Annotated in this window: 22 protein-coding genes and 2 pseudogenes; 2 read left to right on the top strand and 22 right to left on the bottom strand. The window is 66.9% G+C overall.

Annotation, left to right across the window (positions count from 1 at the left end; genetic code table 11):
* Window positions 1-27: 27 nt before the first annotated feature.
* The 3 genes and pseudogenes from BOQ54_RS20225 to BOQ54_RS19485 form a co-directional block, all read right to left on the bottom strand.
* Window positions 28-180, bottom strand: a complete 153-nt coding sequence (locus BOQ54_RS20225) for a hypothetical protein (RefSeq protein ID WP_245316324.1) — start codon at window positions 178-180, stop codon at window positions 28-30.
* A gap of 81 nt (window positions 181-261) precedes the next feature.
* Window positions 262-1296, bottom strand: coding sequence for a YadA family autotransporter adhesin (locus BOQ54_RS20405; protein ID WP_348626521.1), 1035 nt, complete (start codon window positions 1294-1296; stop codon window positions 262-264).
* Window positions 1280-2046: pseudogene (locus BOQ54_RS19485) on the bottom strand (IS5 family transposase). Before BOQ54_RS19485 ends, BOQ54_RS20405 begins: the two are co-directional and overlap by 17 nt.
* Window positions 2047-2630: 584 nt before the next feature.
* Here BOQ54_RS19485 and BOQ54_RS08240 point away from each other — a divergent pair.
* The gene (locus BOQ54_RS08240; protein WP_145979745.1) at window positions 2631-2996 is read left to right on the top strand and encodes a hypothetical protein; all 366 of its coding nucleotides are present in this window, start codon (window positions 2631-2633) and stop codon (window positions 2994-2996) included.
* A 255-nt stretch (window positions 2997-3251) separates the two neighbouring features.
* On the opposite strand, the gene BOQ54_RS08235 is transcribed toward BOQ54_RS08240, so the two are convergent.
* The 6 genes from BOQ54_RS08235 to BOQ54_RS08210 form a co-directional block, all read right to left on the bottom strand.
* The gene (locus BOQ54_RS08235; RefSeq protein ID WP_055460597.1) at window positions 3252-3839 is read right to left on the bottom strand and encodes a MerR family transcriptional regulator; all 588 of its coding nucleotides are present in this window, start codon (window positions 3837-3839) and stop codon (window positions 3252-3254) included.
* 99 nt (window positions 3840-3938) lie between these two features.
* Window positions 3939-4250, bottom strand: coding sequence for an integration host factor subunit alpha (locus BOQ54_RS08230; protein ID WP_055460596.1), 312 nt, complete (start codon window positions 4248-4250; stop codon window positions 3939-3941).
* A 155-nt stretch (window positions 4251-4405) separates the two neighbouring features.
* The gene (locus BOQ54_RS08225; protein ID WP_055460595.1) at window positions 4406-5383 is read right to left on the bottom strand and encodes a beta-ketoacyl-ACP synthase III; all 978 of its coding nucleotides are present in this window, start codon (window positions 5381-5383) and stop codon (window positions 4406-4408) included.
* A gap of 14 nt (window positions 5384-5397) precedes the next feature.
* The gene (gene plsX / locus BOQ54_RS08220; protein WP_055460594.1) at window positions 5398-6438 is read right to left on the bottom strand and encodes a phosphate acyltransferase PlsX; all 1041 of its coding nucleotides are present in this window, start codon (window positions 6436-6438) and stop codon (window positions 5398-5400) included.
* Window positions 6439-6537: 99 nt separating this feature from the next.
* Window positions 6538-7080 (bottom strand): YceD family protein, encoded by a 543-nt coding sequence (locus tag BOQ54_RS08215; RefSeq protein WP_071923681.1) that lies wholly within the window; start codon window positions 7078-7080, stop codon window positions 6538-6540.
* A 2-nt stretch (window positions 7081-7082) separates the two neighbouring features.
* Window positions 7083-7622 carry a ubiquinol-cytochrome C chaperone family protein gene (locus BOQ54_RS08210; RefSeq protein ID WP_055460592.1) on the bottom strand — a complete coding sequence of 180 codons (540 nt, stop codon included), beginning with the start codon at window positions 7620-7622 and terminating at the stop codon, window positions 7083-7085.
* A 120-nt stretch (window positions 7623-7742) separates the two neighbouring features.
* Here BOQ54_RS08210 and BOQ54_RS08205 point away from each other — a divergent pair, with 120 nt between their 5' ends.
* Window positions 7743-8231, top strand: coding sequence for an outer membrane protein assembly factor BamE (locus BOQ54_RS08205; RefSeq protein WP_055460591.1), 489 nt, complete (start codon window positions 7743-7745; stop codon window positions 8229-8231).
* A gap of 72 nt (window positions 8232-8303) precedes the next feature.
* On the opposite strand, the gene BOQ54_RS08200 is transcribed toward BOQ54_RS08205, so the two are convergent.
* From BOQ54_RS08200 to BOQ54_RS08140, 13 genes and pseudogenes are all read right to left on the bottom strand, one after another.
* Window positions 8304-10427 carry a sodium-translocating pyrophosphatase gene (locus tag BOQ54_RS08200; RefSeq protein WP_055460590.1) on the bottom strand — a complete coding sequence of 708 codons (2124 nt, stop codon included), beginning with the start codon at window positions 10425-10427 and terminating at the stop codon, window positions 8304-8306.
* A gap of 195 nt (window positions 10428-10622) precedes the next feature.
* The gene (locus BOQ54_RS08195) at window positions 10623-11825 is read right to left on the bottom strand and encodes an MFS transporter (protein WP_071923680.1); all 1203 of its coding nucleotides are present in this window, start codon (window positions 11823-11825) and stop codon (window positions 10623-10625) included.
* A gap of 23 nt (window positions 11826-11848) precedes the next feature.
* A complete protein-coding gene (gene thiL, locus BOQ54_RS08190; RefSeq protein ID WP_055460588.1) occupies window positions 11849-12844 on the bottom strand; it encodes a thiamine-phosphate kinase in 996 nt (331 codons plus the stop codon).
* A gap of 7 nt (window positions 12845-12851) precedes the next feature.
* A complete protein-coding gene (gene nusB, locus BOQ54_RS08185) occupies window positions 12852-13316 on the bottom strand; it encodes a transcription antitermination factor NusB (protein ID WP_063186015.1) in 465 nt (154 codons plus the stop codon).
* Complete coding sequence (gene ribH / locus BOQ54_RS08180) at window positions 13313-13807, bottom strand: 6,7-dimethyl-8-ribityllumazine synthase (protein ID WP_055460586.1); 495 nt, start codon at window positions 13805-13807, stop codon at window positions 13313-13315. The genes nusB and ribH overlap by 4 nt, the downstream gene beginning before the upstream one ends.
* Window positions 13808-13908: 101 nt before the next feature.
* Complete coding sequence (locus tag BOQ54_RS08175) at window positions 13909-14556, bottom strand: riboflavin synthase (RefSeq protein ID WP_063186013.1); 648 nt, start codon at window positions 14554-14556, stop codon at window positions 13909-13911.
* Entirely contained in the window at window positions 14556-15668 is a 1113-nt protein-coding gene (ribD, locus tag BOQ54_RS08170) for a bifunctional diaminohydroxyphosphoribosylaminopyrimidine deaminase/5-amino-6-(5-phosphoribosylamino)uracil reductase RibD (protein WP_071923679.1), read from the bottom strand. The genes BOQ54_RS08175 and ribD overlap by 1 nt, the downstream gene beginning before the upstream one ends.
* A gap of 3 nt (window positions 15669-15671) precedes the next feature.
* A pseudogene (gene nrdR / locus BOQ54_RS08165) lies at window positions 15672-16222 on the bottom strand (transcriptional regulator NrdR); the annotation flags it as partial.
* Between the two features lie 24 nt (window positions 16223-16246).
* Complete coding sequence (gene glyA, locus BOQ54_RS08160) at window positions 16247-17551, bottom strand: serine hydroxymethyltransferase (protein ID WP_071923678.1); 1305 nt, start codon at window positions 17549-17551, stop codon at window positions 16247-16249.
* A gap of 297 nt (window positions 17552-17848) precedes the next feature.
* Complete coding sequence (locus BOQ54_RS08155) at window positions 17849-19129, bottom strand: L,D-transpeptidase family protein (RefSeq protein WP_083585929.1); 1281 nt, start codon at window positions 19127-19129, stop codon at window positions 17849-17851.
* Between the two features lie 266 nt (window positions 19130-19395).
* Window positions 19396-19896: a transcriptional regulator LdtR gene (gene ldtR / locus BOQ54_RS08150; RefSeq protein ID WP_055460581.1), complete on the bottom strand. Its 501-nt coding sequence runs from the start codon at window positions 19894-19896 to the stop codon at window positions 19396-19398.
* Between the two features lie 331 nt (window positions 19897-20227).
* Window positions 20228-20716, bottom strand: a complete 489-nt coding sequence (locus BOQ54_RS08145) for a DUF6163 family protein (protein WP_245280609.1) — start codon at window positions 20714-20716, stop codon at window positions 20228-20230.
* 31 nt (window positions 20717-20747) lie between these two features.
* Window positions 20748-21812 (bottom strand): enoyl-CoA hydratase/isomerase family protein, encoded by a 1065-nt coding sequence (locus BOQ54_RS08140; protein ID WP_245280608.1) that lies wholly within the window; start codon window positions 21810-21812, stop codon window positions 20748-20750.
* Between the last annotated feature and the right edge of the window lie 108 nt (window positions 21813-21920).

The following is a 21920-nucleotide window of genomic DNA, read 5'->3' as shown; positions in this document are numbered from 1 at the left end:
ACCCAGAGCCGTTTATGGGTTTACGGCCTAGAACTCCCCCTGCAGGCCGACGCGCGCGGCATGGGACTTGCCGCCGCCGTAGGCGTAGCCGGCCGTCAGGGCAATGGGGATCGGCGCGTCGAAGCGATAGGCCAGAGAGCCGCCGAAGGCATATTCGCCCTTGAAGGTGGCGAGGTTCATAGCCCAACTCGCGCGCCCGGGCGCGGACGGCATGGGCGCGGTCGTCATGGCGATGGCAGCGGCGACGCCCTGGCGGGCCTCCTAGCGCGTCTCGAGCACCGTTCCTTGCAGGATGTTCATCCGGTCGTTCAGCGCATTTTCCACGTCCCGCAACTGGCCGACATTGACGGCATCGGTGCGGTCGACGCCCTCCGCGAGGTTGACCATCCGCCGCTCGTTCCCGACAGAGCCAACCGACACGGTATTGGCCTGGTCCGCGACGGAGCCGGCGCCCAGCGCAACCGCGTTCTGACCGGCCCCCGTCACCTGCGCATTGTTCCCGAGCGCTGTACTTTCCGCGCCGACCGCCTGCGACTGGGACCCTACGGCCGTGCTGTTCACGCCCAGCGCGGTGCTACCTCTACCGAGCGCAGCCGCTCCGACTGCTGCAGCCTGCGCGCCCGTACCGAAGGCAAGCGCATTATCCGAGCTGGCCACGGCGTTCAAACCCACCGCCGTCGCGCCCACTGCCGTCGCGCTTGCACTCTTGCCCATCGCAAGCGCGCTGTCCGCTGAAGCGTTCGCTCGCGTCCCTATCGCGTATGCATCTGCCGCGCCCCCGGTGACTGTTGCCGAATCGCCGATTGCATAAGAAGAATTACCCGTCACGCTCGTCCTCGTTCCGATCGCGTAAGAGTGTTCTCCGTTAACAATAGCCAAGTTCCCCAGCGAGTAAGATTCGCTTCCCGTTACCACGGTTCCACTTCCAATTGCGTAAGAATCATTTCCTGCAGTTACCTGCGCATTTAAGTTGGGCTGCGAGCTTGTTGACCAGCAACCGGAGCCAGAGTTATCGAAGGTTGTTATTGTGGTATATGCGGAGCAGTTCGCTCTTGCCGCTCCAGACGTCGCTATCCCCGCCAGAAGTGACAGCAGCACGACCGTTGGTTTCCCGGCTCCCTTCCTCAACTTGCGCTTCGTCGCTCCACCTTCGAATGCATCGGTCGCCCGTTGCCGGTGGAGGGGGGCCAGCGCGTTCGGCACGAGAGCCTCAAAATCGCCCCCTTCTCTGGCCGCCCGCGGTGATGGAAAAATTGGGCCAGCTGCGGCTCGTCTTCCCCTAGGCCGTAGACTCATAACCGCGTAGCCAGATGCGGATGGACGCGAGCTTCACGGCGGCGAGGAAGTTTTCCGCCGTCTTGTCGAAGCGGGTGGCGATACGGCGGAAGTGTTTGATCTTGTTGAAGAAGCGCTCGACGAGGTTGCGCGCCTTGTAGAGGTGCCTGGAGAAGCAGATCGGGTCCTTGCGGTTGCGCTTGGGCGGGATGTTCGCCCATGCGTTCCGCTCGGCGACGGCAGCGCGCAGGTCGTTGGCGTCGTATCCCTTGTCGGCCAGCAGCATTGAGCCCGGCGCGAGATGCCCGATCAGGTCTTTGGCACTCGCGAGGTCGCTGGCTTGGCCTGCCGTGAGCTTGAGGAGGATCGGCCTGCCTCGGCTGTCGACGAGCGCGTGGAGCTTGGTCGTGAGCCCGCCTCGGGAGCGACCCAGACATCGATCGACACCCCCCTTTTTGCCGTCGCCCCGTGCTGGTGGACGCGGACGACAGAGGTGTCGATCATCTGCACGTCACCATCGTAAGCCCTTGTGATCGCGTCCATGAGCCGATCCCAGACGCCCGCCTTCCGCCATCGGTTGAAGCGGTTGTAGATCGTGGTCGGCGGCCCGTAGCGCGCCGGCATGTCCGCCCACGGCGCGCCCGAGCGCAGGCACCAGAAGATGCCATTGAGAACCCGCCGGTCATCCACGCGAGGCACGCCCCGCGACTTGTTGGGAAGGTGAGGCCGGATCGCCTCCCATTCGAAATCCGTCAGATCGTAGCGGCCCATCGCAAAGCTCCCGAAAAGGAGCTTGAATCACAATTGCTACCGTCAGGGAACCCAGAGCCGTTTATGGGTTTACGGCCTAATTGGCCTGCACACCTTCATTTCGAGTCTAAAGCAAGCGGGCATCGAAACTTTCTCCTGAAAACCCAGAAAATATCCCCCGACACCTGACGGCGCCAATATTTGGAAAGTATGCAAACTCTATGCACAATATTATCATATATTTCTTAGAAGTGATTGCGTAAATTAATATTAAATTAATAGAACAATAGTTACAATAATAACTACTGATGCGTAAAATGACGCACATTATACATTCGGCGCGCGTCTGCCGGTAGCGCGGACGCCACAGCCGCTCGCCGAGGTGGCTTGACCTTTCCGGGCTGGGTTTTTTCTTTTTGTTCTCATTGGGGACGAATAGATGAGCGCCGAAGAAGCCCCCTCGCCACCGCCCGCATTCCCCACCGACGACGACATCGACGCCCCAACCCTGCGTCATCTTACAGCAATGGCTGGTCACTAGAATCGCTCAGAGAGTTGGCTATGCTTCACGCATTGCTGGAAGCGAATGATTTGCCGAGGAAATCGTGAAAGAGATTGCAAGCGCCAAACTGGGAACAACCAATGGCGATGTGATGCTGCTGACGGAGGACGGGACGGAGTTGCGAATGCCTGTCGGCCTGCTCGTCACGCTCGCAAACCAGGCGCGCCGCCTTGTCGCCAGCGCCGACGCATTCCTGCCGGATGAACCTAGAGGCCCGGCTCCAACCCCGGTTCGCTCCTTCACTCTTGCCAGCCACGAGGCGACGGGCGACGTGGTGCTGCGCCTCGATCCCGGAACTGACTTCGAATTTCCGGTCCTGATGGATCATGGCCTTGCGACGGGTCTCTCCTTCGCCTTGCTAGGGACCTTGCACCGGCTCTCCGCCGATACGGAGACCGGCGCGGGCTGATATGCCGGACGGCAGCGAGAACGCCGCGCCCTGGGCATATCCTTGAGCAATTCCCGTCGGGCCGCGGTGCTTTCGTCTTTTCTCGGCCCGGAACGACCAGGAACAAATCCCCCACGCGCCGACTTTCCTTTCGGATGAGACAACGAGACGGAGAGCGCCATGCTGCGCGGAGCATTGCTTTGGATTATCGGCATTCCGCTGCCGATCATCATCATCCTTTGGCTGCTCGGTTATCTGAGCTGAACGGCGCGGGACTCACGCGTCGCCGTCGGCTCCACGACGCGCGGCATCGAGGAGGCGCCGGCATTCCGCCAGTTCCGCCAGCACGGCCTGCAGCGCGCGCCGTTGCGCCGCCGTGAGGCCGGAGGAGCCTGCCGATGCCAAAGTTGCCGCATCGGCCGCCGGACCGCGTCCCGACGGCGTCGACGCGACGGGCGCAGGGGTCGGCGGTGCCTGCATCAGCGCACCGTCGTCGAACAGGAACGCCCCGTCTTCGGGCGCATCGGCAAAGGCTGGCGTGTGCTTCGCATCGTCCACGTCGGCCCGCGCAACCGGCGCCGGCGCCGTGCCGTCCTGCCGCCAGATGGTCTCCACGTAGCGCACTCCCTCCTCCTTGAGGATGCGCTGGACGCCCTTGATGGTGTAGCCTTCACCGTAGAGGAGGTGGCGGATCCCGCGCAGGAGGTCGACATCGTCCGGCCGGTAATAACGGCGACCGCCGCCGCGCTTCAGCGGCTTGATCTGCGAAAAGCGCGTTTCCCAGAAACGCAGCACGTGCTGTGGCAGATCGAGGTCTTCCGCCACCTCGCTGATCGTCCGGAATGCGTCCGGCCCTTTGTCCACAACAGGCCCCTACTTACTTGCCCCGCCGCCGGCCCGGCCGGCGGCGCCTGCCACATGCTCACAGCCGCATCGCCATCCCGAATGCGACGCGGCGGCCGCTCACGCCTCGTCGTCGCCGCGCTCGCCGTTGATGCGGGCGCGCAGCACGTTCGACGGCTTGAACACCATGACCCGGCGCGGCTCGATCGGCACCTCAACCCCCGTCTTCGGGTTGCGGCCGACGCGCTGGCCCTTGTCGCGCACCACGAAGGAGCCGAACGAGGACAGCTTCACCGTCTCGCCACTCGCCAGGCAGTCGCAGATCTCGGAGAGCACCATTTCGACGAGCGACGCCGATTCCGTGCGGGAAAGACCCACCTTCTGATAGACCGCCTCGCAGAGATCTGCGCGCGTAACCGTGCGACCGGCCATGACCACCTTCCCGCCCCGATTCAGAAAACAGGATTATCTATATGAATTTACAAGGTATTGGCAGCGGCAGGCGCGGTCAATGGTACATTCGCCCATTCGTTTGACGAAGGACGGGCACGAAAACGCCTGTCCCGAAGCGGAGCTGAGGCCCGGCGCTACCAGCGAACCAGCGCGCTGCCCCAGGTGAAGCCGCCGCCCATGGCCTCGAGCATGACGAGGTCGCCCTGCTTGATGCGCCCGTCCGCCCGCGCCTCCGCGAGCGCCAGCGGGATCGACGCGGCCGAGGTGTTGCCGTGCCGGTCCACCGTCACCACGACCTTTTCGGGTGCGATGCCGAGCTTGTGCGCGCTTGCATCAATAATGCGGCGGTTGGCCTGGTGGGGCACGAACCAGTCGAGATCGTCGGCCGTGGTGCCGGTCGCCTGGAAGGCATCCTCGATGACGTCGGTGATCATGCCGACGGCGTGGCGGAAGACTTCGCGTCCCTCCATGCGCAGGTGCCCGACCTGACGGTTGGAGCCCGGCCCGCCGTCGACATAGAGCTTGTCGCGGTGACGGCCGTCGGAGCGCAGATGCGAGGTCAGCACACCGCGATCGGCGTTCGTGCCCGCGCCCTCCCCGGCCTCCAGCACGACAGCGCCAGCACCGTCGCCGAAGAGCACGCAGGTGGTACGATCCTGCCAGTCGATGATGTGGGAGAAGGTCTCGGCGCCGATGACGAGCGCGCGCCGGTGCGAGCCGGACGTCAGGAACTTGTCGGCGGTCGCGACGGCGAAGACGAATCCCGAACAGACCGCCTGCAGGTCGAAGGCCGCGCCGTGTGTCATGCCGAGTGCGGACTGGATCTGGGTGGCGGTTGCCGGGAAGGTGTAGTCCGGCGTCGACGTGGCGCAGATGATGAGGTCGATTTCGGCCGGCGTGAGGCCGGCGTCGTCGAGCGCTGCCTTCGCGGCGGCAAGGCCGAGGGACGACGTCGTCTCGCCGTCGGCGGCGATGCGCCGCTCGCGGATGCCCGTGCGCTGGACGATCCACTCGTCGGAGGTGTCGACCATTCCGGCGAGCTCGGCGTTGGTCACAACGCGTTCGGGAAGATAGGAGCCGCAACCGCGGACGACCGACCGGATTCGGGACACTTTAAGAGAACTCCTCAAGCCTCGGCCACGGCCGAGGGGTGCACCTGCGCAATCGTCTCGCGGATGGTGTCGGCGAGCGAATGGCGCGCCATGTCGTAAGCGAGTTCGACGGCACTTGCAAAGCCAAGGGCGTCGGTGCCCCCGTGGCTCTTGATGACGACGCCGTCGAGGCCAAGGAAGACACCGCCGTTGGAGCGGCGCGGATCCATCTTCTCCCTCAGCGCATCGAAGGCGCCCTTGGCGAAGAGATAGCCGACACGCGCCAGCAGGGTGCGTCCCATGGCGGCGCGCAGGTAATGGGCGATCTGCTTGGCCGTGCCTTCGGCCGTCTTCAAGGCGATGTTGCCGGCGAAGCCCTCCGTCACCACCACATCGACCGTGCCCTTGCCGAGATCATCGCCCTCGACGAATCCGCGGTAGTCGATGAGCGGGATATCCGCCTCGCGCAGGCGCTTGCCGGCTTCCTTGACCGCCTCGTTGCCCTTTACTTCCTCGACGCCGACATTGAGGAGGCCGACGGTGGGCCGCTCGATGTCGAGCACGATGCGCGCAAGCGCGGCGCCCATGACGGCGAGATCGACAAGATGCTGCGCATCGGCGCCGATAGTGGCGCCGACATCAAGCACGACGCTCTCCCCGCGCAGCGTCGGCCACAGGGCGGCGATGGCGGGACGGTCGACATTGGCCATCCGCTTGAGGCAGAAGGTAGCCATCGCCATCAGCGCGCCGGTGTTGCCGGCGGACACCGCGACGGCGGCGCGCTTGTCCTTCACCGCCTCGATGGCGCGCCACATAGACGACTTGTAGCGCCCGGCCCTGAGCGCCTGGCTCGGCTTGTCGTCCATACGCACCGCAACGTCCGTGTGGTGCAGTTCGGAAACGGCCTTGAGCGCGGGCTGGGCATCGAGCAGCGGCTGAACGACCGCCTCGTTGCCGTAGATGACGAAGCGCAGGTCCGGCCGCCGCTCGAGGGCGATGGCCGCTCCCGGGATCACAACAGCGGCACCCTGGTCTCCACCCATGGCGTCGAGTGCGATGGTGACCGGTCGTGACATAGGTTCAGCCCGAACTCCCGAAATGCGTCCCCACGTGCAAGGGACGGCGGACAATAGCGAAGCGCACGTCCCCCGCAACTCGAAAATGCCTTGCGGCGCTCATTGCCCCTCGCGCCGGGGCAGGTTCTTCAGCACGGCAAAGGGCGATGTCTTGCCATCATCGCCACCCTCGTACTGGAATTGCGCCCCCGGCTTGCGCGGATAGGGATCGAGCCCGAGGGCAAAGAACTCCGCGGTGACAGCGCCGAGATCGACAGCGCCGCCGACGATCTCGTCGGGCTCGTCCTCTGCGGGTGTCTCGCCCGCCTCCGGTTCCTCGAAGGCGGCGCGCCAGCGCTCCAGCGCCGGCGTCGACATGAAGGTGACATCGACTTCCTCGCGCATGTTGGTAGCGAACGGCTCCAGTGTGACGACGCAGGTCTGAATCAACCCGGCCTCGACAATCCCGGTCACATGAATGCGCTCGCTCGTGCCCGTCAGGCTGAACGAGCCGACGAGCCTGTCGATGGGGCCCGTACCGAAACATCTGGCAAGCTCTGCCCGTTCGGCCTCGCTCGCTTCCACCGTCACCTCGAGGCCCGCAGCCGGAACATCGGCAACGGCGATGGGGCGGGACAGAAGCGCATCGGACGCCGCGGTCATGGTCAGGTCCTTTCAACGAATCGTACAGCAGGCGGGAAGGGATCCGGCCGCTGCAACAGGGCATCGAAGTCGAGGCCGTCGAGATCGGCCGCGCTCGCCCGCACGTAGGCGGCCAGCGCGGCATGGCGCTCGGCGGGTTCACCGAGGCGAACGGCAAGAAGGCGCCGCAGTTCCGTCTCGTCTCCGGCATCGACGGCGGCCGCATAGCGCCGCATGCGGTCGTTGAAAATGCCGGCGAGCGCCTTCATGCGCTTGGGCACGGCAAGGTCGCTGGTGCCGAGCTCGCGCAGCGCGCGATCAAGCTCGCGGAACATCACGTCGACCAGATCCTGCCCGGCATCGGGCGCCGGCGCGGACAGCGCGTTGAGCCGCCGCACGATGAGCGCGACATGCAGCACCAGCGCCTCGAAGCGGCCTTCCGCCGTATCGGGAAAGCCGAGCTCAAGGAACAGCGCAGGCTGGCGCGCCGCCCTGGCGACCCGTTGATAGAGGTCCTCGATGACGTCGTTGGGACGCCGGCGACGCAGAAAAGACAAGATCATGCCGACCTTCTTAACCTTCTCACCACGCCTTGCAAAAGGCCCGCGTGCGCGCTACGGCATCGGCGGGTCCCATCGCAAGTCCGGGGCGGAGCCCCCGGTCCCATAACACAGGTGGACGGTATGGCATTGCGAAAGTCTCTATCTTTCCAACGCATCGCGGCGCGTTGTCTCGTCGGCGCGACCTTGGCGATGGGGCTCGCAGCCTGCAGCAGCACCACCGAGACCCTGACCAAGGGCTACGTGATCGACGAGCGCGTCGTGGCCGAGATGAAGCCCGGCACGAGCGTGGAGAAGGTGCTGGAGCGGATGGGCACGCCCTCCACCGTCTCGACGGTCGGCAACAAGACCTTCTACTATATCAGCCAGACCTTCGAGCGGCCGGTGCAGTTCATGAGCCCGCGGCTCGTCGAGCAGCGCGTGCTCGCCATCTATTTCGACAAGAACTTCAAGGTCGAGCGCCTCGCCAACTACGGCCTCAAGGATGGCGTCGTGTTCGACTTCATCACCCGCACGACGCCCACGAGCGGCTCCGAGCTGTCGCTGATCGGCCAGTTGCTGCGCGCAACCGGCGGCGGCGGAGGGGCGACATTCAACCCCTTCGGCGCCTGACCGGCGCCATCCGGAAACAGGAAACCCCGCGGCATCGCTGCCGCGGGGTTTTTCTATGTGCGCGGCGCTTCACTACATGTGGGCGAGGATCGCCAGCAGCAACAGCGCCACGATATTGGTGATCTTGATCATCGGGTTCACAGCCGGGCCGGCAGTGTCCTTGTAGGGGTCGCCAACCGTGTCGCCCGTCACGGCCGCCTTGTGAGCGTCCGAACCCTTGCCCCCATGGTGTCCCTCCTCGATATACTTCTTGGCGTTGTCCCAGGCACCGCCGCCCGACGTCATCGAGATGGCGACGAAGAGGCCGGTGAGGATGACGCCGAGCAGCATGGCGCCGACCGCGGCGAAGGCGTTGTTCTTGCCGGCGATGGCGAGCACGATGACATAGGCGACGATCGGCGAGAGCACCGGCAGGAGCGAGGGAACGATCATCTCCTTGATGGCCGCCTTCGTCAGCATGTCGACGGCACGGCCGTAGTCCGGCCTGTCCTTGCCCGCCATGATGCCCGGCTTCTCGCGGAACTGGCGGCGCACCTCCTCGACTACGGCGCCGCCGGCCCGGCCCACCGCCGTCATGCCCATGCCGCCGAAGAGGAACGGCAGCAGGCCGCCGAACAGGAGCCCGACGACGACGTATGGGTTGGACAGCGAGAAATCGACCGAGACGCCCGCGAAATAGGGAAACCGCTCGGCATTGGCGACGAAGAAGTTGAGGTCCGAGGTGTAGGCAGCGAAGAGCACCAGGGCACCGAGACCAGCCGAGCCGATGGCATAACCCTTGGTGACGGCCTTCGTCGTGTTGCCGACAGCATCGAGTGCATCGGTCGACTTGCGCACGTCCCCCGGCAGGCCGGCCATCTCGGCAATCCCGCCGGCGTTGTCCGTCACCGGCCCAAAGGCGTCGAGCGCGACCACGAAACCGGCCAGGGCCAGCATGGCCGTCACGGCAACGGCAATGCCGAAGAGCCCAGCGAGAGAATAGGTCACGACGATGCCGGCGACGATGACGAGGGCGGGCAGCGCCGTCGACTCGAGCGAGACGGCGAGGCCCTGGATGACATTGGTGCCATGGCCCGTGACGGAGGCCGCGGCGATGGATTTCACGGGCCGGTAGTCGGTGCCGGTGTAGTACTCCGTGATGATGACGATGAGAGCCGTGACGACGAGGCCGATCGCCCCGCACCAGAAGAGATCGCCCGCCGTGAAGCTGGTGCCGCCGCCGGTCGTCAGCACCGTGCCGAAGCCGCCGAAGATGAGCCAGGTGACGATGGCGAGCGCGACGAGCGACAGCACGCCGGTGGCGATGAAGCCTCTGTAGAGCGCGCCCATGATCGACTGGTTGGCGCCGAGCTTGACGAAGAAGGTGCCGATGATGGACGTGACGATGCAGACGCCACCGATGGCAAGCGGATAGAGCAGCACGGCATCGAGCACCGGCTGGCCGACGAAGAAGATCGCGGCGAGTACCATGGTGGCGACGACCGTGACGGCATAGGTCTCGAAGAGGTCGGCCGCCATGCCGGCACAGTCGCCAACGTTGTCGCCGACATTGTCGGCGATGGTGGCCGGGTTGCGCGGATCGTCCTCCGGGATGCCGGCCTCCACCTTGCCGACAAGGTCGCCGCCGACATCAGCGCCCTTGGTGAAGATGCCGCCGCCGAGACGGGCGAAGATCGAGATGAGAGAGGCGCCGAAGCCGAGCGCCACGAGCGCGTCGACCACCGTGCGGTCGGCGACGGTGAGGCCCATCGCCTGCGTCAGCACCGTGTAGTAGCCGGCGACGCCGAGGAGGGCGAGGCCGGCAACGAGCAATCCTGTGACCGCGCCTGACTTGAAAGCGAGGTCGAGGCCCGCCGCAAGGGAACGGGAGGCCGCCTGGGCGGTGCGCACGTTGGCGCGCACCGACACGTTCATGCCGATGAAACCGGCCGCTGCCGAAAGGACCGCACCGATCGCGAAGCCGATGGCCACCGTAAGCCCGAGAAACCACGCGAGCGCGAGGAACAGCACGATGCCGACGATACCGATCGTCGAATATTGCCGCCGCAGATAAGCCTGAGCGCCCTCCCGGATGGCACTCGCAATTTCCTGCATACGCTGGCTGCCGGCATCGGCCGCCATGACGGACTGAATGGTATAGACGCCGTAGACGATAGAAAGCGCGCCCGCGGCTATGATCAAAATCAGTGCGGTCATTTTTCCATCCCTAGTGAGCGGGAGGGATTGCACGCACAGGTTCCGGCCGTACGGCCGGATGGCCGACGTCTCACCCCCCGAGCCTCGTCGTTTTCTGGGGCTCGCGCTGAGGTGAACAAAAAAACCGGGCCAAAGCAAACGACTTTACGTGACGCGGGCCGGCTTTTTTCTGTTTGGAGGCGTTTTGGGTCTGCTTCAGGCCGAGACCTGGCGTGTCCGCAGGCGGGTCATCAGTTCCTGCACGCCGATCATCACGAGGACGAGCGTGACGAGGGGAAAGACGATCCAGTTCACTGTTTCCCAGCCGGCCACGTCGAGCAGCTTGCCCGAGGAGAAGGACGCGACGGCGACCGTGCCGAACATCAGGAAGTCGTTCGCCGCCTGCACCTTCGCCCGCTCCTCGGGCCGGTAGCACTCGGTGACCATGGCGGTGGCGCCGATGAAGCCGAGATTCCAGCCGACGCCGAGCAGGACGAGCGACAGCCAGAAATGCGCCACCGCCAGCCCCGACAGGGCGACGCCCGCCGCGGCGGCGATGAGCAGCAGGCCGAGTGCGGTGGTGGCGCTGTGGCCGATGCGATTGATGAGACGGCCGGTGACGAAGCTTGGCCCGAACATGGCGAGCACGTGCCACTGAATGCCAAGCGTCGCCTCCCCCACCGTATGGCCGCAGCCGACCATGGCGACGGGCGCGGCCGTCATCACGAAGCTCATCAGGGCATAGGTGACGGTGCCGGCGCTGACGGCCACGATGAAGCGCGGCGCCCGCACGATCTGCCACAGGGGCCGGCCGCCGCCATGGGCAGCCGCCGGCATCGGCACCGGCCGCAACATGAAGAGGATGGGCAGGGCGATGAGCGCGAGCGCCCCCTGGCCGAGGAAGCTGCCGACGAACGGCGCCCCGGAGAAGAGGTCGCGCGTGTGGATCGCGACCTGCGGCCCGATGACCGCCGCCAAGAGCCCGCCCACCATGACGAAGGAGATGGCTCGCGGGCGGAAGGCGAAGCTCGCCCCGTCCGTGGCCGCGAAGCGGTAGCTCTGAACGAAGGAGGAGTAGTTGCCGGCGAGGAATGTGCCGAGGCAGAAGATCAGGAAGGCGCCGACATAGATGCCGCCGGCCGCGACGAGCCCCGCGAGCGCGCCGAGGACCGCCCCGACGACATAGCCCGAGCGCCGGCCGAGATGGCGCATCAGCATCGCGGCGGGGATGGTGCCGGCGGCCACGCCGAGATTGAACAGGCTCACCGGCAGGGTCGCCAGCGCCTTGTCCGGCGCCAGCCATACACCGACGATGCCGCCGAGCGACACGACGATGGGCGGACTGGCGGCACCGAAGGCCTGGGCTCCCGCCAGAATGATCGCGTTGCGCCGGGCCAGCCTGTCGTCGATCTCAACCACCGTCAGCCCTCGCTTCAACCGCCTCAGAAATGCCCGTAGGAGCCCCTGGCGAACTGCCGCTCGCCTGCCCCGTCGCGGATGGTCAGCCCGCCACCGGGGGCGCCCACGGTCCCGATCCGGGTCAGTGGCGTGCCGGCACTGCGGGCAGCCTCCACAAACCCAGCGACTCCGCTCTCGGGGACCGTGCAGAGGATTTCATAATCGTCGCCCCCCGTCGCGATGGCCTCAACGAGGGTCTCATCTGCGTCGAGCGCAGAACGCGCCGCGGTGGACAGGGGCAGAAGCGCGAGGTCGATCTCGCCGCCGAGCCGGGCGGCACGCAGCATCTTGGCGAAATCGCCGACGAGACCGTCGGAAACGTCCATCGCCGCCCGCGCATTCGCCCGGACGGCCGCGGCGAGATTCGTCCGCGGCCGAGGGTGGAGATAGCGATCGACGAGGCATGCCCGCTCCTCCTCCGTCAGGGCCGCCGCCCAGGCGCCAGCCTTGCCCGTGTGGAGCGCGAGGCCGAGCGCGGCATCGCCGATGGTGCCGCTGACGAGCACCGCGTCACCTTCGTGCGCACCCGTGCGCGGCACCATCGTGCCCTGCGGCACGGCACCGAAGGCGGTGATCGACAGCGTCAGAGGCCCGGGCGTCCGCACGGTGTCGCCGCCGAGCAGCGGGCAGCCATAGGCCGCCGCATCCTCGCCGAGCCCGGCGGCGAAATCGGCCATCCACCCCTCCGTCCAGCCGGGCGGCAGGGCAAGGACGAGCAGGAAGCCGCGCGGCGCGGCCCCCTTGGCGGCGAGGTCCGAAAGATTGACCCGCAAGGCCTTGCGGGCGATGGAGCCCGGCGGATCGTCCGGCAGGAAGTGCACCCCGGCGACGACAGCATCAACCGTCAGGACGAGTTCCTCGCCCTCCGGCAGCGACAGGAGCGCCGTGTCGTCCTTGAGGCCGAAGCCGCCCTCCCCGGCGAGCGGCGCGAGGAAGCGCCCGATCAGTTCGTCTTCGCTGAAGGGTGAGCCGCCCGCCATGCCCGCCTCAGGGGCGCGTCGCGAGCTCGGCCGCCCGCACGCTGCGCGCCAGCGCGTCGAGCACGGCATTGACGAGGCCCGGCTCGTCCTCGTCGTAGAAGGCGCGGGCGACGTCGACATATTCCGAGATGGTGACGCGGACCGGGATGTCCTTGCGGAAGAAGAGCTCGTAGGCGCCGGCGCGCAGCACGGCCCGCAGCACCACCTCGACGCGCTTCAGCGGCCATCCCTTGGCGAGCGCCTCGTCGAGGCGGCGGTCCACGAGCTTCTGCTCACGTACCACGCCGGCGATGATGTCGCGGAACAGGTCGACGTCGGGCGCGCGGAAGGTCACGCCCTCGACCTCGCGGCCGATCCAGTGGTTCTCGAACTCGGCGACGGCCTCCATGACGCCCGTGCCGGCGATGTCCATCTCGTAGAGCGCCTGCACGGCGGCGAGCCGGGCGGCGCTGCGCATCTCGCTGCGGCTCATCGCAACACCTCCGCCAGCGCCCGCTTGTGGCGCAGCACGGCGAGTGCCGCCTCGGCCGCGCCGCCGCCCTTGTTCATCTCCGCGACACGGGCGCGGGCGAAGGCCTGCGCCTCGTTCTCCACCGTCAGGATGCCGTTGCCGAGCGGGATGCGGCGCGAAACCGACAGGTCCATCAGCGCGCGCGCGCTCTCGCCGGCGACGATGTCGTAATGGCCAGTCTCGCCGCGGATGACGCAGCCGAGCACGACCACCGCATCGAAGGGCCGGCCGGCAGCCTCGGCCGCATCGAGCGCAATAGCGGCCATGGCCGGGGCCTCGAGCGCACCGGGCACGGTGATGAGGTGGCTCTCGGCACCGGCCGCCGCGATGGCGGCCTCGGCGCCGGCCAGCAGTTCGTCGGCGATCTCGTCGTAGAAGCGCGCCTCGACAATGAGGACACGTGCGCCCGGCAGGGGCGCGGCGTCAAGTTGGGCTTGGCGTGGACCGGCCATGATGTTCTTTTCGTTTGCGCGGCGGGACGGGAACCCGCCCGGACAATCGGGACCGCAGCCGTCGCGGCCACGGGTTCGTCGATCAGGAAATCTTGCTCGCGTCAGTACCCCGCCGCTCGCGCCTCCGCAAGGCGGGCGGCGTAGCGCGCCATCAGATCGACCTCGATGTTGAGCGCGTCGCCCACCTTGCGGTCGCGCCACGTGGTGACCGCGATGGTATGCGGGATAAGCAGCACGGAGAAGGTGTCGTCGGCAACGCCGTTGACGGTGAGCGACGTGCCGTCGAGCGTCACCGACCCCTTTTCGGCGATGAAGGGCGCGAGCCCGCGCGGCGCGCGCACCGTCACCCGGGCGCTCGGCCCCCAGGGATCGTCCGCGCCGCCGGTCTCGGTGATGCCGTCCCAGCCGATGATCTCGCCGACACCGTCGACGTGGCCCGTGACGATGTGGCCGCCGAGCTCGTCACCGATTTTCAGCGCCCGCTCGAGATTGACGCGCGTGCCCACGTGCCAGCGCGGCACGGTGGTGCGCGCCAGCGTCTCGGCGGCGCAATCGACCTCGAACCAAGAGCCGCCTTCGCGCGGGCCCACCGCGACGACGGTGAGGCACGGACCGCCGCAGGCGATAGAGGCGCCAAGGGCGATGCCGGCCGGATCGTAGGCAGAATGAATACGCAGGCGCCTCAGCGTGCCCTGGAAGTCCTCGGCGGCGACCACCTCGCCCACATCCGTCACGATGCCGGTGAACATCAACGAGTCCTTTCCCAAAAGGCCAGATGGTCCTCGCCCGCCGTGGCCTCGCCGAAGCGCACGAGTGCTCCCTCCCCCGCGAGCGCTTCCGCGAGCGCCGGGCCGAGCGCGGCGATGCCGGCCTCGCGCCCGTCATAGGCATGGCTGGCCGTGATCAGCGTCACCTCGTCGACGAGATCGGCCCTCGCCAGCGCTTCCGCAAGGGCCGGTCCGCCCTCGCACAGGATGCGCGTCAGGCCGAGGCTGCCGAAGAGTTGCAGCATGGCGGTAAGATCCACCCGCCCGTCCGGTCCGGCGGCGACGCGCATGACCTCGACGCCGGCAGCACGCAGCGCCTGCTCCGCCGCGATGGGCGCGTTGTCCGTAGCAACAATCCAGGTCGGCCACGCGCTCGCGGTCCGGACTATTTCCGCCGTCGCCGGCGTGCGCAAGGCGCTGTCGACGACGATGCGCAGGGGCGACCGCTCGTCCATGCCCGGCAACCGCACGGTCAGTTGCGGATCGTCGGCGAGGACGGTGCCGACGCCGACCATGATGGCATCGGCATGGGCACGCATCAGGTGCACCCGGTCGTTCGCCGCGCGGCCGGTGATCATGAGTCGCGTGCCGGGCCGGGCGGCGATGCCGTCCGCCGTCTGCGCCAGCTTGATGTGCACGGCAGGGCGGCCTTGGGTGACGCGCAGGAAGTGACCGCGATGCTGACGGAAGGCCTCTACCCCGCCGAGACCGACCTCGACGGCGATGCCGGCGGCGCGCAGTTGGGCATGGCCCTGGCCGCGCACGCGCGGATCGGCATCCTCGATCGCCGAGACGACCCGGGCGATGCCGGCCTCGACGATGGCCTGGGAGCAGGGCGACGTGCGGCCGTGGTGGGAACAAGGCTCCAGCGTGACATACATCGTCGCGCCGCGGGCCGCCTCGCCGGCCCGATCGAGTGCCACGCGCTCGGCATGCGGGCGCCCGCCGGGATGGGTCACGCCGCGCCCGACGACGAGCGAGCCCGCGGCCGTGTGAGCCACGATGACGGCACCGACGGAGGGGTTGGGGGCGGCATGACCGAGGTTGCGCGCGCCGAGGGCGAGCGCCGTCGTCATGAAGCCCGTATCGAGCATCTCTCGGGAACGCGCAGACGGCGCGGCGGAGAAGGCTTCCGGCGCAACCGCTGGTCCGGGCACGGTCAACTTTCCTCGTGCTCCCGCCTGAGGGGAATGATCTCTCCCCCGGCCAGCTCGCCGATGATCTCCTCGAAATCCTTGGCCTCGCGGAAATTGCGATAGACCGAGGCGAAGCGGACATAGGCCACGCTGTCGAGGTTGCGCAGCCCTTCCATGACGAGTTCGCCGATCTTCTCACTCGGGATCTCGGTCTCGCCTGAGCTCTCGAGCTGGCGCACGATGCCGTTGATCATGCGCTCCACCCGTTCTTCGTCCACAGAGCGCTTGCGCAGCGCGATGGAGACGGACTGCATCAGCTTGTCCCGGTCGAAGGGCACGCGCCGGCCGGAGCGCTTCACCACCGTGAGCTCGCGCAACTGGACGCGCTCGAAGGTCGTGAAACGCCCGCCGCAGTCGGGACAGATGCGCCGCCGGCGGATGACCGAATGGTCGTCCGTCGGGCGCGAGTCCTTCACCTGCGTGTCGAGATTACCGCAATAGGGGCAGCGCATGGCGCTTCTCCGGCCGTGGCGGCCTCAGGGATAGATGGGGAACCGCCGCGTCAGCTCGTGCGCCTTCTCGCGCACGGCGTTCTCCACCGCCGCGTTGTTCTCCTCGCCGTTCTTGGCGAGCCCGGCGAGCACCTCGCCGATGAGCTCGCCGACGCGCCTGAACTCGGCGACGCCGAAGCCGCGCGTCGTGCAGGCCGGCGTGCCGAGCCGGATACCGGAGGTGATCGTCGGCTTCTCGGTGTCGAAGGGCACGCCGTTCTTGTTACAGGTGATGTGCGCGCGGCCGAGCGCCGCCTCGGCCGCCTTGCCGGTGAGGCCCTTGGGGCGCATGTCGACGAGCATCAGGTGGTTGTCCGTGCCGCCGGAGACGACGGCGAAACCCGCCTCCACCATCGTGTCGGCGAGGACCTTGGCGTTCTCGACCACCGAACGGGCATAGACCTTGAACTCGGGCCGCAGCGCCTCGCCGAAGGCCACCGCCTTGGCGGCGATGACGTGCATGAGCGGGCCGCCCTGCAGACCGGGGAAGATGGCGGAATTGATCTTCTTGGCGAGGTCCTCGTCATTGGTGAGGATCATGCCGCCGCGCGGCCCGCGCAGGGTCTTGTGGGTGGTCGTCGTCACCACGTGGGCGTGGGGGAACGGCGAGGGATGCGCCCCGCCGGCCACGAGCCCCGCGAAATGGGCCATGTCGACCATGAAATAGGCACCGACAGCGTCCGCGATCTGACGGAAGCGGGCGAAGTCCCAATGGCGCGAATAGGCCGAGCCGCCGGCAACGATGATCCTGGGCTTGTGCTCGTGGGCGAGGCGCTCGACCTCGTCCATGTCGACGCGCTGGTCGTCCTCGCGCACCGTGTAGTGCACGGGGCGGAACCACTTGCCCGACATGTTGGGCTTGGCGCCATGCGTCAGGTGCCCGCCCGCGGCGAGGTCGAGGCCCATGAACACGTCGCCCGGCTGGGCGAGCGCCATGAACACGGCTTGGTTGGCCTGCGAGCCGGAATTGGGCTGCACATTGGCGAAGCGGCAGTCGAACAGGCGGCAGGCACGCCCGATGGCGAGTTCCTCGGCGATGTCGACGAACTGGCAGCCGCCGTAGTAGCGGCGCTTGGGATAGCCCTCGGCGTACTTGTTGGTCATCACCGACCCCTGCGCCTCGAGCACAGCTCGCGAAACGATGTTCTCGGAGGCAATGAGCTCGATCTCGGTCTGCTGGCGGCCGAGCTCGAGCGCGACGGCACGGGCGATCTCGGGGTCGGCATCCGCCAGCCCGGCCGAGAAGAAGCTGTTGGACAGATGGGACGGAACGGCGTTGCTCGCGCTCATGGCTTCACCTCGACTTCAGGTCACCGGATCCGGGTCACCGACGATCGGGGGCCGCCCGCCTCCCGAGGCGCTGGACGGGACGTCCAGCCGGGGCGCAAGCCTTTCGTTTGATGACCTACGATATGTTGGGGCGGGCCCTCTCGTCCCGCACGAGAGGTGCATAACACTTCGCTCGACGAGCGCCAACAGGCACCGGACGCTCAACGGCGTCGCACCCGCTGCATGGGCAGGCGCCTGCAACAAGAGACAGCGGCCCGCCAAGGGACGGGCCGCTTCTCGATCGGTCGGGATGGCAGGTCAGTTGACCGGCTCGGTCTCTTCCGCCTGGGCCGCCGCCATCACGTTCTGCACGCCGAGGCCGTCGCGGTTGTAGACGTCGTCGCGGAACTGCACGATGCCGTCGGGCGACGCCCAGGCCGTGATGTACGTCCAGTAGACGTTCACCGGCCTTGCGAGGCGGGCGTCGATTCGCTCGCCCGAGGCGATCGCCTGGTCGATCGCCGCGCGATCCCAACCGGACGTCTCCTTGAGCAGCCAGGTGATGTAGTCGCGCACGTTCTGCACGCGCACGCAGCCGGACGAGACGAAGCGGAAGTCGTCGCCGAAGATGCCCTTGGCCGGCGTATCGTGCATGTAGACGCCGTGCGGGTTGGGAATGTTGATGCGCACGAAGCCCATCGAGTTGAGGTCCGCGCCGGGATCCTGCCGGAACATGTAGCGCGTGGCCTCGTCGGAGTTCCAGTTGATGCTCTGCGGCGGGACTTCCTGACCCTGGCTGTTGTAGACGCGGATCTTGTTGTCCGACAGGTAGGTCGGGTCCTGCCGCATCTTCGGGATGAGGTCCTTGCGGATGATGGAGGCAGGCACCGTCCAGAACGGGTTGAAATTGATCTCGGTGATCTTGGCGTTCATGATCGGCGACTGACGGTCGATCTTACCGACGCCGGCGGCATGACGGCTGACGACCTGCCCGCCCTCGACCGTCTCGACGAGGGCGGCCGGGATGTTGACGATCACGTAGCGCTCGCCGAGGTCGCCCGAGAGGGCGCGCAGACGCACCAGATTGATCTCGAGCTGGCGCAGGCGGGTATCGACCGGCACGTTGAGCGCGGAAACGGTCGGCCCGTTGACGACTCCGGTCGCATTGAGGCCATGCCGCGCCTGGAAGCGCTTCACCGCGGCCTCGACGTAGGTGTCGAACACCGGCGAGTTACCGGCGGACGGCTCGAGGTCACCGGACAGGATGAGACGCTCGCGCAGGGCGACGACGCCCGGGCCCTTGGCGCCCATGCGCAGCCGCTGGTTGGATGAGACCTGGCCCCAGCCGCCTCGCGCCGCGATCTCGCGATAGCGCGCGATGGCCTGCTCGGTGCCGACGATCGCCTCCTGCGATACCGTCGGCATGAAGGAGCGCTGCACCCGGATCCGGGGCGCCGCATCGTAGCCCTGGCTCCACTCGGCCTGGGAGGCGATCACCATGGGCTGCTGGGCGCCGGCCGGAGCCGAGAGGGCGGCATACGCAACCGCGATGGCGCCGGCAAAGGCGGAGGCATGGAGTTTGGAAACCGAAATGCGCACTGGCAGGAATCCTGATCGTCGAATTCGCTGTGACTGCCGGCGGCGCACAAGAACGCCGCCACATCGCCGCCCGTAGGGACGACTGACCCTAATTAAACCGTCTACGGTTAATCAAGCGTGAGCTGTCGGCGAGCACTCGGGCCAATTTGTGGCAGGCGGCGCCATGATCCGGCCCCATCGCGCGCAAAAATCCGGGCGCTGCAATTATGCAACATCCGGCGACCGTGCCGGGTCGCCGGACGCCTTGCGATTCATGACAAGGGACATCAGAGCCGGTAGCGGATCTGATCCGTCCAGTAGCGCTCGAGCCGTACGAGGGCCTGATTGAGGTTGCGGAAATCCTCGGCCGTGACGCCGCCGATGGCCTCGATCGTCCGCGTGTGCTTGTCGTAGAGCGTGGACACGATCTCGTGAACCTCGCGCCCGCGGTCGGTCAGGCTGATCCGCACCGAGCGGCGGTCGACCCGCGAGCGCGCATGGTGCAGGTAGCCCATCTCGACGAGCTTCTTCACATTGTAGGACACGTTGGAGCCGAGATAGTAGCCGCGGGTGCGCAGCTCGCTCGCTGTCAGCTCCTTGTCGCCGATGTTGTAGAGCAGCAGCGCCTGCACGGCATTGACGTCCGTGCGCCCGCGGCGCTCGAACTCGTCCTTGATGACGTCGAGCAGACGGCGATGCAACCGCTCCACCAGCGTCAACGCCTCCAAGTAGAGCGGACCGATTTCAGCGTCTATGGAATGAACCGGCGTCGGCTCTACCGTCTTCATCACAGTCCCCATCATACGCCCCATCGCCTGTTACGCAGGCCGGATTGTGATCTTCCGGCCTTTTATGAGGAGTACGATAGCCTGCGCCGATGAAGACGAATTTAAGCAATAGGATGAATCAAATCTTTGCGAAACGTCGTGAATCAAACCTCAACGATCCCTCGGTCATTACGTCCATTCGGCAGACATGCCTCATCTACTCCTTCCCGCATTCGCTGCAGGCTGTCCCTCATTGCAACCGACGTTGACGCCCGGTGCAAGGGAAAAGATCGCCAGCCGGTGCATTTCCCTTGCAATGAGTCCGCAAAGGAAGGCCGCCGAGCACAAGACATCAGTCTTCCTGGCGCGCCGCTTTCCATGAAATCGCGAGATAGAGCAGGATGAGCGAGACGAATGCGCTCAGCGTCATGGCATTGCTCATGACGATACGCGGAAAGAACAAGGCGAGAATGATGTGGCTCGTGACGGCCAGAAGCCACATCACGCCGCCCCACGTGCTCGTCAGCCACAGGCCGACGGCCGCCACGAGGTCGATGACGGCGAAGTAGATGATGGTGGCCTGGAAGGACAGCGAGCGCGCCTCGAAGGCGACGCCCTCCCCCGGGCCGAAGCCGAGCAGCACGGCCCAGGCGCCGAGACCCTTCACCAGCCAGGCGCAGGCCATCACGCGCATGAACCAGACGAGCATCTGGTCCCAGCGCAGGGCGGCCGCCCGCTCGTGCAGGGCGATGGCATCGAGCAGCCCGCGCGTCGTGCCGGGTGGTTCGCCCGGCTGCCCGCCACGGGCCTCGTCGTCTCCGCCGTGCTGGAACATGCCCATCACCCCTTTCCGCCGGGAAGGGCCGGCCATCTCAATCGATGGCGAGGTCGCCTTCCGGTAAAGGGGCGAAATAAGCCGCGATCGCCTCGCTTGTCACCTCCTCGACGCGCTGCGGGCGCCATTTCGGCGCCTGGTCCTTGTCCACGATCACGGCGCGCACCCCCTCGTAGAAGTCGTGCCCTTCCGCGATGCGCGAGACGATGCGGTACTCCAGCCGCATGGCCTCGGCGAAAGTGAGGCTGGCGCCGCGGCGCATCTGCTCGCGGGCAATCGCCATGCTGGTCGGCGACTTGGTGCGCATGAGCGCCGCCAGCCTGCCTGCATTTTCAGAGCTTTGGCCAGTTTCGCTCAACAATCGATTCAGGATGTCGGGGATGTCCGCCCCGGCAAAGCAGCGGTCGATCATCGCCCGCTCGCCGGCGAGCGGCGGCGCGCCGGGATCGACGGCATGGGCGGCGAGCACCGCCGCGATGTCACCGCCCGCGCATAAATCGTCCAGCACCTGCCCCATGGCCGAGGAGGCGACCGCGTGGGTGGCGATGCCGAGGGCGCAGGCATCGGCAAGGCCGATGCGCTCCCCCGTCACGGCGAGATAGGTGCCGGCTGCGCCGGGCAGCCGCGGCAGGGCGTAGGTGGCGCCGACATCCGGGAAGAAGCCGATGCCGACCTCCGGCATGGCGAACATCAGCTTCTCGCTCGCCACCCGGTGGCTGCCGTGCAGGGACAGGCCGACGCCGCCGCCCATGACGATGCCGTCGATAAGCGCGACATAGGGCTTGGTGTAGCTCTTGATGCGGGCGTTGAGCTTGTACTCCTCGCCCCAGAAGGTACGCGCCTCGTCGATGCGCCCTTCCCGCCCGAGATCGTGCAGCCGGCGGATGTCGCCGCCGGCACAGAAGGCCCTGCCGCCGGCCCCGGTGACGACGACGCGGGTGACGGCCGGATCCTTCTCCCAGGCGTCGAGCGCGGCGCGCATGGCGCGCACCATGCCGAGGGTGAGCGCGTTGAGCGCCTTCGGACGGTTGAGTGTGACGACGCCGGCAGCGCCGCGCCGCTCGCACAGGATTTCCGCTTCCGCCGCCTGATCGGACTGCACGTCGTCTCCTCCCTCAAGGTCTTGCATCGAGCACGTCTTCGACGGGCAAGGTGCCGGCGCGCGTGCCAAGCGTCAACGCGCACCGGCGCGGGGCACGGCGGGGAAAAA

Source organism: Chelatococcus daeguensis, assembly GCF_001887265.1.
GTDB classification, from domain to species: Bacteria; Pseudomonadota; Alphaproteobacteria; order Rhizobiales; family Beijerinckiaceae; genus Chelatococcus_A; species Chelatococcus_A sambhunathii.
This window is presented reverse-complemented; position numbering and strand designations above follow the sequence as displayed.

Coding starts and splice junctions, on each gene's coding strand:
- BOQ54_RS08145 (WP_245280609.1), bottom strand. CDS start 20,716: ATGGGCATGTTCCAGCACGGCGGAGACGACGAGGCCCGTGGCGGGCAG.
- nusB (WP_063186015.1), bottom strand. CDS start 13,316: ATGAGCCGCAGCGAGATGCGCAGCGCCGCCCGGCTCGCCGCCGTGCAG.
- ribD (WP_071923679.1), bottom strand. CDS start 15,668: ATGCTCGATACGGGCTTCATGACGACGGCGCTCGCCCTCGGCGCGCGC.
- ribH (WP_055460586.1), bottom strand. CDS start 13,807: ATGGCCGGTCCACGCCAAGCCCAACTTGACGCCGCGCCCCTGCCGGGC.
- BOQ54_RS08175 (WP_063186013.1), bottom strand. CDS start 14,556: ATGTTCACCGGCATCGTGACGGATGTGGGCGAGGTGGTCGCCGCCGAG.
- glyA (WP_071923678.1), bottom strand. CDS start 17,551: ATGAGCGCGAGCAACGCCGTTCCGTCCCATCTGTCCAACAGCTTCTTC.
- BOQ54_RS08215 (WP_071923681.1), bottom strand. CDS start 7,080: ATGACCGCGGCGTCCGATGCGCTTCTGTCCCGCCCCATCGCCGTTGCC.
- BOQ54_RS08210 (WP_055460592.1), bottom strand. CDS start 7,622: ATGATCTTGTCTTTTCTGCGTCGCCGGCGTCCCAACGACGTCATCGAG.
- BOQ54_RS08230 (WP_055460596.1), bottom strand. CDS start 4,250: ATGGCCGGTCGCACGGTTACGCGCGCAGATCTCTGCGAGGCGGTCTAT.
- BOQ54_RS08200 (WP_055460590.1), bottom strand. CDS start 10,427: ATGACCGCACTGATTTTGATCATAGCCGCGGGCGCGCTTTCTATCGTC.
- BOQ54_RS20405 (WP_348626521.1), bottom strand. CDS start 1,296: ATGAGTCTACGGCCTAGGGGAAGACGAGCCGCAGCTGGCCCAATTTTT.
- BOQ54_RS08205 (WP_055460591.1), top strand. CDS start 7,743: ATGGCATTGCGAAAGTCTCTATCTTTCCAACGCATCGCGGCGCGTTGT.
- plsX (WP_055460594.1), bottom strand. CDS start 6,438: ATGTCACGACCGGTCACCATCGCACTCGACGCCATGGGTGGAGACCAG.
- ldtR (WP_055460581.1), bottom strand. CDS start 19,896: ATGAAGACGGTAGAGCCGACGCCGGTTCATTCCATAGACGCTGAAATC.
- BOQ54_RS20225 (WP_245316324.1), bottom strand. CDS start 180: ATGAACCTCGCCACCTTCAAGGGCGAATATGCCTTCGGCGGCTCTCTG.
- thiL (WP_055460588.1), bottom strand. CDS start 12,844: ATGGCGGGCGGCTCACCCTTCAGCGAAGACGAACTGATCGGGCGCTTC.